Annotated in this window: 12 protein-coding genes; 2 read left to right on the top strand and 10 right to left on the bottom strand. The window is 69.6% G+C overall.

Annotated elements, in window-relative coordinates; translation table 11 throughout:
* Nucleotides 1–84 precede the first annotated feature (84 nt).
* The 7 genes from ACIRB4_RS15510 to ACIRB4_RS15540 all read right to left on the bottom strand — a co-directional run bounded on the left by ACIRB4_RS15510 (nt 85) and on the right by ACIRB4_RS15540 (nt 9259).
* Nucleotides 85–1290, bottom strand: coding sequence for an acyl-CoA dehydrogenase family protein (locus tag ACIRB4_RS15510; protein ID WP_403291487.1), 1206 nt, complete (start codon nt 1288–1290; stop codon nt 85–87).
* 2 nt (nt 1291–1292) lie between these two features.
* A complete protein-coding gene (locus ACIRB4_RS15515; protein WP_403291489.1) occupies nt 1293–1805 on the bottom strand; it encodes a MaoC family dehydratase in 513 nt (170 codons plus the stop codon).
* A 5-nt stretch (nt 1806–1810) separates the two neighbouring features.
* A complete protein-coding gene (locus tag ACIRB4_RS15520) occupies nt 1811–2773 on the bottom strand; it encodes an HpcH/HpaI aldolase/citrate lyase family protein (protein ID WP_403291491.1) in 963 nt (320 codons plus the stop codon).
* The gene (locus tag ACIRB4_RS15525; protein WP_403291493.1) at nt 2770–4782 is read right to left on the bottom strand and encodes a protein meaA; all 2013 of its coding nucleotides are present in this window, start codon (nt 4780–4782) and stop codon (nt 2770–2772) included. Before ACIRB4_RS15525 ends, ACIRB4_RS15520 begins: the two co-directional genes overlap by 4 nt.
* 8 nt (nt 4783–4790) lie before the next feature.
* Entirely contained in the window at nt 4791–6128 is a 1338-nt protein-coding gene (gene ccrA / locus ACIRB4_RS15530) for a crotonyl-CoA carboxylase/reductase (protein ID WP_403291495.1), read from the bottom strand.
* 388 nt (nt 6129–6516) lie between these two features.
* Entirely contained in the window at nt 6517–7362 is an 846-nt protein-coding gene (locus ACIRB4_RS15535) for a TetR family transcriptional regulator (RefSeq protein WP_403291496.1), read from the bottom strand.
* Nucleotides 7363–7471: 109 nt separating this feature from the next.
* A complete protein-coding gene (locus ACIRB4_RS15540; RefSeq protein WP_403291498.1) occupies nt 7472–9259 on the bottom strand; it encodes a 3-hydroxyacyl-CoA dehydrogenase family protein in 1788 nt (595 codons plus the stop codon).
* 270 nt (nt 9260–9529) lie between these two features.
* On the opposite strand from ACIRB4_RS15540, the gene ACIRB4_RS15545 reads away from it, so the two are divergent.
* Nucleotides 9530–10117 (top strand): HEAT repeat domain-containing protein, encoded by a 588-nt coding sequence (locus tag ACIRB4_RS15545; protein ID WP_403291500.1) that lies wholly within the window; start codon nt 9530–9532, stop codon nt 10115–10117.
* A gap of 31 nt (nt 10118–10148) precedes the next feature.
* Here the strand turns inward: ACIRB4_RS15545 and ACIRB4_RS15550 are convergent, their stop codons facing one another.
* From ACIRB4_RS15550 to ACIRB4_RS15560, 3 genes are all read right to left on the bottom strand, one after another.
* Nucleotides 10149–10616 (bottom strand): RidA family protein, encoded by a 468-nt coding sequence (locus ACIRB4_RS15550; protein ID WP_403291502.1) that lies wholly within the window; start codon nt 10614–10616, stop codon nt 10149–10151.
* Between the two features lie 61 nt (nt 10617–10677).
* Nucleotides 10678–12348, bottom strand: coding sequence for an alpha/beta hydrolase (locus ACIRB4_RS15555; RefSeq protein ID WP_403291504.1), 1671 nt, complete (start codon nt 12346–12348; stop codon nt 10678–10680).
* 59 nt (nt 12349–12407) lie between these two features.
* Nucleotides 12408–13436, bottom strand: coding sequence for an Rv2578c family radical SAM protein (locus ACIRB4_RS15560; protein WP_403291505.1), 1029 nt, complete (start codon nt 13434–13436; stop codon nt 12408–12410).
* A gap of 157 nt (nt 13437–13593) precedes the next feature.
* On the opposite strand from ACIRB4_RS15560, the gene ACIRB4_RS15565 reads away from it, so the two are divergent.
* Nucleotides 13594–14037 carry an SRPBCC family protein gene (locus ACIRB4_RS15565; RefSeq protein WP_403291507.1) on the top strand — a complete coding sequence of 148 codons (444 nt, stop codon included), beginning with the start codon at nt 13594–13596 and terminating at the stop codon, nt 14035–14037.
* Nucleotides 14038–14148 lie beyond the last annotated feature (111 nt).

The following is a 14148-nucleotide window of genomic DNA, read 5'->3' on the forward strand; positions in this document are numbered from 1 at the left end:
AGCCGAGTCGGTCGGCCGGAAACCCTTGGCAAACGCTGTCAGGGTGTGATCTTCTTCGCGGCCGAACCGACCCGAAAGCGACAATCAACCCTGGAAGCGGTACTCCTCGAGCAGCCGACGACCGATGATCATTTTCTGGATCTCGGCGGTACCTTCACCGATGAGCAGCATCGGCGCCTCGCGGTAGAGGCGCTCGATCTCGTACTCCTTGGAGAATCCGTATCCACCGTGGATGCGGAAGGCGTCCTCGACGACCTCCTTGCAGTACTCGGAGGCGAGGTACTTCGCCATCCCTGCTTCGAGATCGTTTCGTTCCCCAGAGTCCTTTTTGCGCGCTGCGTTCACCATCATGGCATGAGCGGCTTCCACCTTGGTAGCCATTTCGGCCAACTTGAACTGAATCGCCTGATGCTGGGCGATCGGCTTGCCGAAGGTGTGACGCTGCTGGGCGTACGAGACACCCAGCTCGAAGGCACGCTGCGCGACGCCGCAACCACGCGCCGCGACGTTCACCCGCCCGACCTCGACACCGTCCATCATCTGGTAGAAGCCCCGGCCGGTGGTGCCGCCGAGCACGCGATTGGCCGGAATGCGCAGCCCGTCCATGATCAGCTCGGTGGTGTCGACCCCCTTGTAGCCCATCTTGTCGATCTTCCCGGGGATGGTGAGGCCCGGACGGACCTCTCCGAAGCCGGGCTCCTTCTCGACGAGGAAGGTCGTCATCGACTTGTGCGGGGCGGTCCCCTCGGGGTGTCCTTCGTCACTTCGGACGAGAACGGCGACGAGGTTTGACGTACCGCCGTTCGTCAGCCACATCTTCTGGCCGTTCAGGACGTACTCGTCGCCGTCCTTGACCGCCTTGGACGTGATGGCCGACACATCCGAGCCGAGGGCCGGCTCCGACATCGAGAAGGCGCCACGCGTCTCGCCGGCCGCCATCCGCGGAAGGAAGTACTCCTTCTGCTCCTGGGTGCCGTGCTGCTTGAGCATGTACGCGACGATGAAGTGGGTGTTGATGATGCCGGAGACCGACATCCAGCCGCGGGCGATCTCCTCCACGCACAGCGCGTAGGTGAGCAGCGACTCACCCAGGCCCCCGTACTCCTCGGGGATCATCAGACCGAAGACACCGAGCTCCTTGAGCCCGTCGACGATCTGCTGCGGGTACTCGTCGCGGTGCTCCAGCTCCGTCGCGACCGGGATGATCTCCTTGTCGACGAAGTCCCGGACCGTGGCGAGGATCTCCTGCTGCACATCGGTCAGACCGTGGGTCTGGGCGAGTCGCGCCATGACTACTTCCCCTGTTCCTTCAGCTCGGGCCGGCCCGGCTGCTCGCCGCCGCGCTCCTTGATGTACGTCTCCGTGGGGACCATCACCTTGCGGCGGAAGACGCACACGAGGGTGCCGTCCTGCTTGTAGCCCTTGGTCTCGACGTGGACGATGCCGCGGTCGCTCTTCGACTTCGACGGCGTCTTGTCGAGGACCGTGGTCTCGCCGTAGATGGTGTCGCCGTGGAAGGTCGGCGCGACATGGCGCAGCGACTCGATCTCCAGGTTGGCGATCGCCTTGCCCGAGACGTCCGGGACGGACATGCCGAGCAGCAGCGAGTAGATGTAGTTGCCGACGACGACGTTCCTCTTGAAGTCCGTCGTGTTCTCCGCGTAATTCACATCCATGTGAAGCGGGTGGTGATTCATTGTCAGCAGACAGAAGAGATGGTCGTCGTATTCGGTGACCGTCTTCCCGGGCCAGTGCTTGTAGACGGCACCGACTTCGAACTCTTCGTACGTACGGCCGAACTGCATGGGTCCTACGCCTCCGGGATCTCGAACTTGCTGGTGCGCTGCATTCCGGCGGCGCGGCCCTTGCCGGAGATGACCAGGGCCATCTTGCGGCTGGCCTCGTCGATCATCTCGTCGCCGAGCATGGCCGAGCCCTTCTTGCCGCCGGCCTCGGAGGTGTAGTAGTCGTACGCGTCCAGGATCAGCTCGGCGTGGTCGAAGTCCTCCTGCGAGGGGGAGAAGATCTCGTTCGCCGCGGCGACCTGGTCCGGGTGCAGCACCCACTTGCCGTCGAAGCCGAGAGCCGCGGCGCGCTGCGCGACGGCCTTGTAGCCCTCCTGGTTGCGGATCTGGAGGTAGGGGCCGTCGATCGCCTGGAGGTTGTTGGCGCGGGCCGCCATCAGGATGGCCATCAGGATGTAGTGGTACGCGTCGGCGCCGTAGCCGGGCGGCTGCTCGCCGACGACCAGCGACTTCATGTTGATGGACGCCATGAAGTCGGCCGGGCCGAAGATGATCGTCTCGACGCGGGGGGAGGCCTGCGCGATCGCGTTGACGTTGTTGAGGCCCTGGGCGTTCTCGATCTGCGCCTCGATGCCGATCTTGCCGACCTCGAAGCCCATCGTCTTCTCGATCTGGGTCAGCAGGAGGTCGAGCGCCACGATCTGCTGGGCGTCCTGGACCTTCGGCAGCATGATGCAGTCGAGGTTCTGGCCGGCGCCCTCGACGACGGTGACGACGTCACGGTACGTCCAGTGGGTCGTCCAGTCGTTGACCCGCACGACCCGCGTCTTGCCGGTCCAGTCGCCCTCGTTGAGGAACTTCACGATCGTGTGCCGCGCCTCGGGCTTCGCGAGCGGCGCGCAGGCGTCCTCCAGGTCGAGGAAGACCTGGTCCGCGGCGAGCCCCTGGGCCTTCTCCAGGAAACGCGGGTTGGAGCCGGGCACGGCCAGGCAGGAGCGGCGCGGCCGGAGCCGGTTCACGTTCGTCATGCGGGGACCTCCAGAGGGTCGAGCTTGTTCGCTTTCCGGATCTCGTCGACGATACGGCCGATGATCTCCGTGATACCGAAGTCCTTCGGTGTGAAGACGGCGGCCACTCCCGCCCGCTTCAGATCCGCGGCGTCGGCGTTGGGGATGATCCCGCCGACGATGACCGGAATATCGGCCGCGCCCGCCTCGCGGAGGCGGTCGAGGACGTCCGGGACCAGCTCGGCGTGCGAGCCGGAGAGGATCGACAGACCCACGCAGTGCACGTCCTCCGCGAGAGCCGCGTTGACGATCTGCTCGGGGGTCAGCCGGATCCCCTGGTACACCACCTCGAAACCGGCGTCACGCGCGCGTACGGCGATCTGCTCGGCGCCGTTGGAGTGGCCGTCCAGGCCCGGCTTGCCGACCAGGAGCCGCAGCCGCCCGGCGCCCAGCTCCTCGGCGGTGCGCGCCACCTTCTCCCGTACGAGAGCCAGCGGGGTGCCCTCCTCGGCGGTCACGGCGACCGGGGCGGAGGAGACGCCCGTGGGGGCGCGGAACTCGCCGAAGACGTCCCGCAGCGCCCAGGACCACTCGCCGGTGGTGACACCCGCGCGGGCGCACTCCAGCGTCGCCTCGAAGAGGTTCCCGTCGCCCGCGGCGGTCGCCTTGAGCGCGGCCAGCGCCTCCTGGGCGCGGTTCTCGTCGCGGTTGTCCCGCCACTCGTGGAGCTTGGCCACGACACGGGCCTCGTTGGCCGGGTCGACCGTCATGATCGCCGTGTCGAGGTCCGCGGTGAGCGGGTTCTCCTCGGTGGACTGGAAGATGTTGACGCCGACGATCTTCTCCTCGCCGGCCTCGATCCGGGCCCGCCGCTCGGCGTGCGAGGAGACCAGCTGCGACTTGAGGTAGCCGGACTCCACGGCGGCCATCGCGCCGCCCATCTCCTGGATCCGGTCGATCTCCGCCAGGCACTCCTCCACGAGGGAGTCCACCTTGGCCTCGATGACGTGCGACCCGGCGAAGATGTCCTCGTACTCCAGCAGGTCCGACTCGTGCGCGAGGACCTGCTGGATACGGAGCGACCACTGCTGGTCCCAGGGGCGGGGGAGCCCCAGGGCCTCGTTCCAGGCCGGCAGCTGGACGGCACGCGCGCGTGCGTCCTTGGAGAGCGTCACGGCCAGCATCTCCAGGACGATCCGCTGGACGTTGTTCTCCGGCTGCGCCTCGGTCAGACCGAGCGAGTTGACCTGCACGCCGTAGCGGAAGCGGCGCTGCTTGGCGTCCTCGATGCCGTACCGCTCGCGGGTGATCTTGTCCCAGATGCGGCCGAAGGCGCGCATCTTGCACATCTCCTCGATGAAGCGGACGCCCGCGTTCACGAAGAAGGAGATACGGGCGACCACCTCGCCCCTGCGCTCCTCGGGTACCTGGCCGGAGGCGAAGACCGCGTCGAGCACCGCGATCGCGGTGGACATCGCGTACGAGATCTCCTGGACCGGAGTGGCTCCCGCTTCCTGCAGGTGGTAGCTGCAGATGTTGATCGGGTTCCACTTCGGGATGTGGTTCACCGTGTAGGTGATCATGTCCGTCGTCAGCCGCAGCGACGGGCCGGGCGGGAAGACGTGCGTCCCGCGCGACAGGTACTCCTTCACGATGTCGTTCTGGGTGGTGCCCTGGAGCCTGGTGATGTCCGCGCCCTGCTCCTCCGCGACCACCTGATAGAGCGCCAGAAGCCACATGGCCGTGGCGTTGATGGTCATCGAGGTGTTCATCTGCTCCAGGGGGATGTCCTGGAACAGCCGGCGCATGTCACCGAGGTGCGAGACCGGGACCCCGACCCGGCCGACCTCGCCGCGGGCGAGGATGTGGTCGGGGTCGTAGCCGGTCTGCGTCGGCAGGTCGAAGGCGACCGAGAGGCCGGTCTGACCCTTGGCCAGGTTGCGCCGGTACAGCTCGTTGGACGCCTCGGCGGTCGAGTGACCGGCGTACGTCCGCATGAGCCACGGCCGGTCCTTCTGACGCTCTGTCATGGGGAACCTCAGATGTTCCGGAAGCGGTTGATGGCGTCGATGTGCTTGTCCCGCAGCTCCAGGTCGCGCACGCCCATCCCCTCCTCGGGGGCCAGGCACAGCACGCCGACCTTGCCCTGGTGGAGGTTGCGGTGGACGTCGTACGCGGCCTGGCCGGTGTCCTCCAGCGAGTACACCTTCGACAGCGTCGGGTGGATCTTGCCCTTGGCGATCAGGCGGTTGGCCTCCCACGCCTCGCGGTAGTTGGCGAAGTGCGAGCCGATGATCCGCTTCAGCGACATCCACAGGTAGCGGTTGTCGTACTCGTGCATGTAGCCCGAGGTCGAGGCGCAGGTGGTGATGGTGCCGCCCTTGCGGGTGACGTACACGCTCGCGCCGAAGGTCTCGCGGCCGGGGTGCTCGAAGACGATGTCGATGTCCTCGCCGCCGGTGAGCTCGCGGATGCGCTTGCCGAAGCGCTTCCACTCCTTCGGGTCCTGGGTCTGCTCGTCCTTCCAGAACTTGTAGCCCTCGGCGTTGCGGTCGATGATCGCCTCGGCGCCCATCGAGCGGCAGATGTCCGCCTTCTGGGGGCTGGAGACGACACAGATCGGGTTGGCGCCGCCGGCCAGCGCGAACTGGGTGGCGTACGAGCCGAGCCCGCCGCTGGCGCCCCAGATGAGGACGTTGTCGCCCTGCTTCATGCCGGCGCCGTTGCGGGAGACCAGCTGGCGGTAGGCGGTGGAGTTGACCAGGCCGGGGGCCGCCGCCTCCTCCCAGCTGAGGTGGTCCGGCTTCGGCATCAGCTGGTTGGACTTGACGAGCGCGATCTCGGCCAGGCCGCCGAAGTTGGTCTCGAAGCCCCAGATGCGCTGCTCGGGGTCGAGCATCGTGTCGTTGTGGCCGTCCGACGACTCCAGCTCGACCGAGAGGCAGTGCGCGACGACCTCGTCGCCTGGCTTCCACGAGTTGACGCCGGGGCCGGTGCGCAGCACGACGCCCGCGAGGTCGGAGCCGATGACGTGGTACGGCAGGTCGTGGCGCTTGCTGAGGTCGCTGAGCCGGCCGTAGCGCTCCAGGAAGCCGAAGGTCGACACCGGCTCGAAGATCGAGGTCCAGACCGAGTTGTAGTTCACGGAGCTGGCCATGACGGCGACGAGGGCCTCACCCGGGCCGAGCTCGGGCAGCGCCACGTCGTCGAGGTGGAGCGACTTGCGCGGGTCCTTCTCGCGGCTGGGGAGACCGGCGAACATCTCCGCCTCGTCCTTGTGCACGGTGACGGCGCGGTACGACTCGGGGAGCTTGATGTTGGCGAAGTCGGCGGACGTGGTCTCCGGCGACTGGATCGCGTCCAGGATTTCCTTCACGGGGTTGCCTCCGGCGGTGCGGCGTCTGAGGGAGACGCTGAGGGGTTACGTCGTGGAGTGCTGCTGTGGAGGTGTGCCGTCGGTTCGGCGGGTGGTGCGGTGGCTGCGCCGGGTGGGCGCGGAGGTTGCCTGTGACGCAGGCGTCCGGGCGCACAATCACGATCGCTTGCGGGGACAGCCGGCGCACGAGGAGACCTCAACGCGCCGGCCGCCCGGACAACATCAACGTATGGCACCGCGTGTCACCTGACAAGGCACTGCGTGCCAACAATTTCACTCAGATGCGATCCGCCCGTCACGCATGAGCGATGATCGATCGAAGGGTGGGACGAAAACGGACGAAGGCCGCCCTGGGGGCGGCCTTCGTCGTGCCTCGGTGTGCGGCGGGTCAGCTCTTCGTCAGCGCCTGACGGATGGTGCGCATGACCTCGTCCAGCGGCGCGTCCGTACGCGCCACGGCGATCACCACGTCCTGGGCGGTGGACGCGAGCGCCGCGGTCCCCGCCGGGGCGGAGGAGACCGTCTGCGGGGCCGGCTGCGGCGCCTGCGCCGGCCGGGCGCCTATGCCGGAGCCGAAGGTCTCCCGGACGATGGAGAAGGCGTGGTCGAGCTGCGCCTCCACATCGCCCTGGCCGCCCGCCCGCAGCCAGCGGCGCAGCACGTGGTTGTGGGCCGTGACCACCGCCGACGCCGCCACCTCGGCGAGCAGCGGGTCGTCGTTGCCGTCGTGGTGGTCGCGCTCGTCGAAGTGGCCCAGCAGATAGCGGGTGAACAGCCGTTCGTAGCGGGCCACCGAGGCGATCTCGCGCTCCCGCAGGGTGGGCACCTCGCGGGTGAGCCGGTAACGCTCCACGGAGACCGCCGGGGACGCCGCGTACATCTTCATGACTTCCTTGATGCCCCGGCAGACCGTGTCCAGCGGGTGCTCGTGCGGCGGCGCGGCGTTCAGCACCGCCTCCGCCCGCACCAGGGTGTCGTCGTGGTCGGGGAAGATCGCCTCTTCCTTGGAGCGGAAGTGGCGGAAGAACGTCCGGCGCGCGACGCCGGCGGCCGCGGCGATCTCGTCGACCGTCGTGGCCTCGTACCCCTTGGTCGCGAACAGCTCCATCGCCGCGGCGGCCAGCTCGCGGCGCATCTTGAGCCGCTGGGCGGCCGCGCGGGTGCCCGCCGTGCTCTCCGTGGTGTCGGAGGCGGACGTGGACGTGGCACGGGGTGACTTAGCGGCCTTGGACATGTCCTGAACGTACTGCATCAGCGCGGGAGTGTGCCCAGGTGGGGGAGGGTCGCCGGGGCCTCCGGAGGTGCCCGGTGGACTCAGCAGCCCTCCCCAGCCCGCGGACGGCTCAGCGTCGGGCATATTCGCGGAAGCCGCGACCCGTCTTGCGGCCGAGGCAGCCCGCCGCCACCAGGTGCTCGAGCAGTGGCGCGGGAGCCAGACCCGGGTCGCGGAACTCGCGGTGCAGCACCTTCTCGATCGCCAGGGAGACATCGAGCCCGACGACGTCGAGGAGCTCGAACGGCCCCATCGGATAGCCGCCGCCCAGCTTCATCGCGGCGTCGATGTCGTCCAGGGAGGCGTAGTGCTCCTGGACCATCTTCACCGCGTTGTTCAGGTACGGGAAGAGCAGCGCGTTCACGATGAAACCGGCCCGGTCGCCGCAGTCCACCGGGTGCTTCCTGATCTTCGCGGTGACCTCGCGGACCGTGGCGTGCACGTCGTCGGCGGTCAGGACCGTCCGGACGATCTCCACCAGCTTCATGGCGGGCGCCGGGTTGAAGAAGTGCATCCCGATGACGTCCTGCGGGCGCGAGGTGGCGCGGGCGCAGGCGACGACCGGCAGCGAGGAGGTCGTGGTGGCGAGCACCGCGCCCGGCTTGCAGATCTTGTCCAGGGTCGCGAAGAGCTGCTGCTTGATCTCCAGGTCCTCGGCGACCGCCTCGACGGCGAGGTCGACCTCGGCGAAGGAGTCGAGCGAACCGGCCGGCGTGATCCGTGCCAGCGTCTCGTCGCGGGCCTCGGCGGTCATCCGGCCCTTGTCGACCGAACGGGTGAGCGACTTGGTGATCCGGGCCTTGGCGGTGTCTGCCTTCTCCTGCGACCGGGCCGCCAGCACGACGTCGTAACCGGCCTTGGCGAAGACCTCGGCGATGCCCGAGGCCATGGTGCCGGAGCCGGCGACGCCCACCGAGCGGACCTCGCGGGTCTCCCGGCCGCTCGTGGCCGAGTCCTCCAGCGGCGTGAGCGCGTCCCGGACCACGGTGGCCGAGCCCGGCGCCTCGTACGTGTAGAAGCCGCGGCCCGACTTGCGGCCGGTCAGGCCCGCCTCGCTGAGCTGCTTGAGGATCGGGGCGGGGGCGTGCAGCCGGTCGCCCGACTCGCTGTACATCGCCTCCAGGACGGTCCGCGCGGTGTCGATCCCGACCAGGTCGAGAAGGGCCAGCGGGCCCATCGGCAGACCGCAGCCCAGCCGCATGGCGGCGTCGATGTCCTCACGGGAGGCGTACTTGGCCTCGTACATGGCCGCGGCCTGGTTGAGGTAGCCGAAGAGCAGGCCGTCGGCGACGAAACCGGGGCGGTCGCCGACCGCGACGGGCTCCTTGCCGAGGTCGAGGGCGAGGTCGGTGACGGCCTGGACGGCCTGCGGGGCGGTGAGGACCGAGGAGACGACCTCCACCAGCTTCATCGCCTGGACCGGGGTGAAGAAGTGCAGGCCGAGCACGCGCTCGGGGTGCGCCGAGTCGGCGGCGAGACGGGTGACCGACAGCGCGTTGGTACCGGTGGCGATGATCGCCTCGGGCCGGACGATGGCGTCCAGCGCCCGGAAGACCTCCTGCTTGGCCTCGTACGACTCGGGCACGACCTCGATCACGAGATCGGCGTCGGCCGCCGCGTGGAGGTCGGAGTAGGTACGGAAGCGGGCGAGGACGTCTCGGCGCTCCTCCTCGGTGATCCGCTCACGGCTCACCGCGCGGGCGGTGGAGGCTTCCAGAGCGGCGACGGCCCGGGCCGCGGCGGCGTCGCTGATGTCGATGCCGATGACCTCGCGGCCGGCCCGGGCGAGGACGTCGGCGATGCCCGTGCCCATGGTGCCGAGACCGACGACGGCGATGGTGGAGAGAGGGATGTCCATCAGGGGACTCCAGGGAGGGAAGAGTGACGACTGAGGGCGGCAATGCGGGCGCGTACAGATCGCGCGGAGGAAAAAGCGACGGGCTCTGTCCCGGAGCCACGTCGAAAACTGCCGAACCGACAAACTCGATCCCACAACGGCTGCGTCACCAGGCCGTTGTGAGTGGTGCGGGGGGTGCCCCGCTCACCTGAGATTAACCGGCGAGTAACGAGCGCGCCAGTCCCGGGAAGTTCAGAAAATGTGATCTGGATCGCGGATACGCTGAACGCCATGGATATCGCCCAGGACCCCGAATTCTGCTCGATGATCGATCGATTGCGGAACGAGATCCCCGGCGACTCCGAAACGTTCGAAGAACTCCTCGCGGGTGAGGACCCCGGCGATTTCGCGCGCGTTCTCACCGCGCCCGGACAGCCGCTCTGGGCCCGGGAGATCGCCGCCTTCCGGCTCGGCCTCGCGGGGGACCCGCGCGCCTTCGAAGCCCTCGTCCTCCTGCTCAACCACCGCGACCCGGAGCGCTGTGTCTCCGCCGCCTACGCGCTGGCGCGGCTCGGCGACCCTCGTACGGCCCGGGCCGCCGCGGCCCTCGCCACCAACGAACTCCGCGCCGCCTACGCCCTCTTGCCGGTCCGGCTGCTCACCGAACTGCGCGCCCCCGAGTCCGTACCGGCGCTGATCACCGTCCTGGAGCGGCGGTTGAAGGCCGACGATCCGCACTGGCGGGTCGGCCTCGCTTGCGTCGAGGGCCTGGGCGCGCTCGGCGACGGACGCGCCAGGGACGCACTGGAGGCGGCCCTTCCGCACCCCCGTCTCGGCGCGGCCGCCCGACAGGCCCTCACCCGGCTCGACGGATCCTGACCGACCACCGGGGCCGTGTCCGCGACGTCTCTTAAGAGCTCTCCTCCTCCAGTGCCGGGACGAGCGCGAGCGCCCCGGCCGAGACGGGCTCCTCCTCCCGTTCCGGGACGAGCGCGAACGCCTCGATCTCGATCAGCAGCTCCGGCCGGACCAGCGCGGAGACCTGGACCGCCGAGCTCGCCGGCAGCGGGGCCCCGCCGAAGGCGGCGTCACGCGCCGCCCGGACCGCCGGGAGGTGGGCGACGTCGGTGACGAAGTACGTCAGCTTCACCACGTCCTCGAAGCCGGCGCCGGCCGAGGCGAGACAGCGGCGCAGGTTCTCGAAGACCTGACGGGCCTGCGCTCCCGGGTCGTCCTGCCCGACGACCGCACCCGAGGCGTCGAGGGAGCACTGGCCGGATATCGCGACGAACCGGCCGGTGCCCCACACGACGTGGCTGTACTGGGGGCTCGGGGCGACCCCCGCCGGGGCGGGCACGTGGGAGAGATGCGTACTCATGTCCGACATCCTCGCCCACGCCACTGACAGTCCCGTCACCGGCGGGTCCCGAAGCGTCCGCTCAGCCGCCGTGCCCGAGGAGCCGGTGCAGAAGGGCGCCGCGCGCCGAGGCGCCGTCGTGGGCCGGGGCCACCTCGGAGGCCGGTCCACCGTCACGGGCCGATCCGCCGTCCCGCGCCGATCCACCGTCACGGGCCGCCGGGGTCGTCGCCTCCTTCACGGGCTTCGGCTCCGGGAGCGCCTCGCAGACCGCGTCCGCCTCCGCCCCGGCGGCCGCGCGCGGTACGCGCCCCGTGGAGAAGTAGGCCGCCAGATGCGCGTCCAGGCAGTCGTTCCCGCCCAGCGACACGCCGTGGTTCCCGCCGCCCTGCTCGACCACCAGGCTGGAGCCGCGCACCATCCGGTGCAGCGCCACACCCCCTTCGTACGGGGTCGCGGCATCGTCCGTCGCCTGCAGGATCAGCATCGGCGGCACCGCGTCGTTCGAGACGTCGAGCGGGGTCAGCGGCTTCACCTTCCAGAACGCGCACGGAGCGTTGTACCAGGCGTTGTTCCAGGCGGAGAACGGCGCCTTCGCGTGCACCTCCCAGTTGTCCTTGCGCCAGACGTTCCAGTCCCGCGGCCAGGCCGCGTCCCGGCACTGCACGCTGGTGTAGACGGAGTAGCCGTTGTCGGCCGCGGCGTCCGGCGCCGCCAGGTCCTCGTACGCCTCGGTCAGCGGGCCCGCGTCCTTCTCGTTGACGTACGCCGAGAACGCCGCGGCCAGCCTCGGCCAGTAGCCGTTGTAGTAGCCGCCGGGCAGGAAGGTGTCCTCGAGCTCGCCCGGGCCGACCTTGTCGCCGGCCGGCTCCCGGCTCACCGCGTCGCGCATCCGGTACCAGGCGGCCTCGACCACCGCGGGGTCCGTGCCCAGCCTGTACGTGGCGTCCTGGCGGGCCACCCAGGCCATGAAGTCCTTGTGCCGGGCGTCGAAGGCGTAGTCCTGCGCGATGTTGTCCTCGTACCAGACGCCCCGCGGATTGACGACGGAGTCGAGGGCGAACCGGCCCACCCGCTGCGGGTACAGCCGGGCGTAGACCGCGCCGAGGTACGTGCCGTAGGAGTAGCCCAGATAGTGGATCCGGGGCGCGCCGACCGCCTCGCGGATCGCGTCCAGGTCTCGTGCCGTGCTGACCGTGTCGATGTACGGCAGGACGTCGAGGTACTTCTTCCCACACGCCGCCGCGAAGGACCGTGCCCGCTCGACGTTGCTGGTCTCCCCCTCGACGCCGAGCGGCACGGAGTCCGGCCGTACGGGGTCGAAGTGGCCGGGCCGGCAGTCGAGAGCGGGCTCGCTCCGGCCGACCCCGCGCGGGTCGAAGCCGATCACGTCGTAACGCGCCGCCACCTTCGCGGGCAGCGAGGCCGCCACGAAGCCGGCCATGGCCCGGCCGCTGCCGCCCGGGCCGCCGGGGTTGACGAGCAGCGGCCCCTGGTAGTCCTTCGCGGTGTGCGCGACGCGGGTCAGGGAGAGGGTCACGGTCCGGCCCGCCGGTTCGGCGTGGTTCAGCGGCACCTTCAGGGTGGCGCACTGCAGCCTCGGATACGCCGTCGTGGGGCAGGCGGTCCAGGCGAGCGGGGCGAGGGGACGGGTGGCCGGTTCGGGCCGGGGCTCCGCGGCCGCGGGCAGGACGGTGACCGTCCCGGCGACCAGTGCCCCAGTGGCGATCAGGAGTCCTGCGCGTGGGTTCATAGGGCGTCCGTGCCCGGAAGAGGGTGCGGACGGACCAGTTCCGCCGAGAGCTCACCCGATCAGAGGAGGGTGAGCTGCGTCGGCTCCGCGAGCGCGGGTTCTTCCGGTGGAGGTATCCGGCGCGCCGCTCCCCGGCGGGCCGGGCCGATCCCGAACTCGTCCGCGAACTCGTGCACCTGACGGGTGATCCGGCGCTGGTACCAGGTCGGCGCGTAGGCCCCGTCCGCGTACATCCGCTCGTACCGCCCCACCAGGCCCGGGTGGTGCTGCCGCAGCCATGCCATGAACCACTCCCGCGCGCCGGGGCGCAGATGGAGCACGAGCGGGGTCACGGACGTCGCGCCGGCGTCGGCGATGGCGCGCACCGTCTCGCGCAGCTGCTCCGGCCGGTCCCCGAGGAAGGGGATGACCGGCGCCATGAGCACCCCGCAGCCGATGCCGTGCTCGCCGAGCGTCCGTACGACGTCCAGGCGCCGCTGCGGCGAGGGCGTGCCGGGTTCGACGGTGCGCCACAGCTCCTGGTCGGTGAAACCGACCGAGACGGAGATGCCGACCTCGGTCACCTCGGCGGCCCGCACCAGAAGGTCCAGGTCGCGCAGGATCAGGGTGCCCTTGGTGAGGATCGAGAACGGGTTGGCGTGGTCCCGCAGCGCCGCGATGATGCCCGGCATCAGCCGGTAGCGTCCCTCGGCGCGCTGGTAGCAGTCCACGTTGGTGCCCATCGCGATGTGCGCGCCCTGCCAGCGGCGGGAGGCGAGCTGCCTGCGCAGCAGTTCCGGGGCGTTGATCTTGACGACGATCTGGGAGTCGAAGCCGAGACCGGTGTCGAGGTCCAGATAGCTGTGTGTCTTGCGGGCGAAGCAGTAGACGCACGCGTGCGTGCAACCGCGGTAGGGGTTGACCGTCCACTCGAACGGCATGCGGGAGGCGCCCGGCACCCGGTTCAGGATCGAGCGGGCCCGTACCTCGTGGAAGGTGATCCCCCGGAACTCGGGTGTGTCGAAGGTGCGGGTGGTGACCGCGTCCGTACCGAACAGCGCGCTGTCGGCGGGGGCGGCGGGGTCGTCGCCCAGATTGTCCCAGCGCATGGCCGCCTCCTCGATGGCAGAGTCCCGAGCCGTGCCCCGGCTCTGGCCACAGAATAGAACACATGTTCCCTTGATCGCCGCAACCCGGATTTGGGGGGCCGGGGCACAGGTGGTTGGCTGGTCCCCCACCCCGAGGAACCAAGCTGGAGGAAGTGCAATGGCGCAGGTCGAGGCCACCACGGAGCGGATCATCGCGGCGGACGCGGAGACGGTGTTCGACGCTCTGGCCGACTACACCGGCACGCGCGCGAAGGTGCTGCCGGAGCACTTCAGCGAGTACGAGGTACGGGAGGGCGGCGACGGCGAGGGCACCCTCGTCCACTGGAAGCTCCAGGCGACGAGCAAGCGGGTCCGGGACTGCCTCCTGGAGGTCACCGAGCCCACCGACGGTCAGCTCGTCGAGAAGGACCGCAACTCCTCCATGGTCACCACCTGGACCGTGACCCCCGCCGGCGAAGGCGCCTCCAAGGCCGTCGTCACCACCGTCTGGAACGGCGCCGGAGGCATCGGCGGCTTCTTCGAGAAGACCTTCGCCCCCAAGGGGCTCGCCCGCATCTACGACGCGCTCCTTGCCAACCTGGCCGCCCACGTGGAGAAGTAGCCTCCGCCACGAACACCGCTCACCGATTCGAGTGGTTTCCCCGCGCCCCCCGGGAGAGCGCCCCGCGCGCCCAGGGGGCGCGGGACACTCGTAAACGCGCTGATGAGCGCC

Origin of the sequence: Streptomyces sp. NPDC093600 (genome assembly GCF_044764755.1) — a bacterium.
GTDB lineage: Bacteria > Actinomycetota > Actinomycetes > Streptomycetales > Streptomycetaceae > Streptomyces.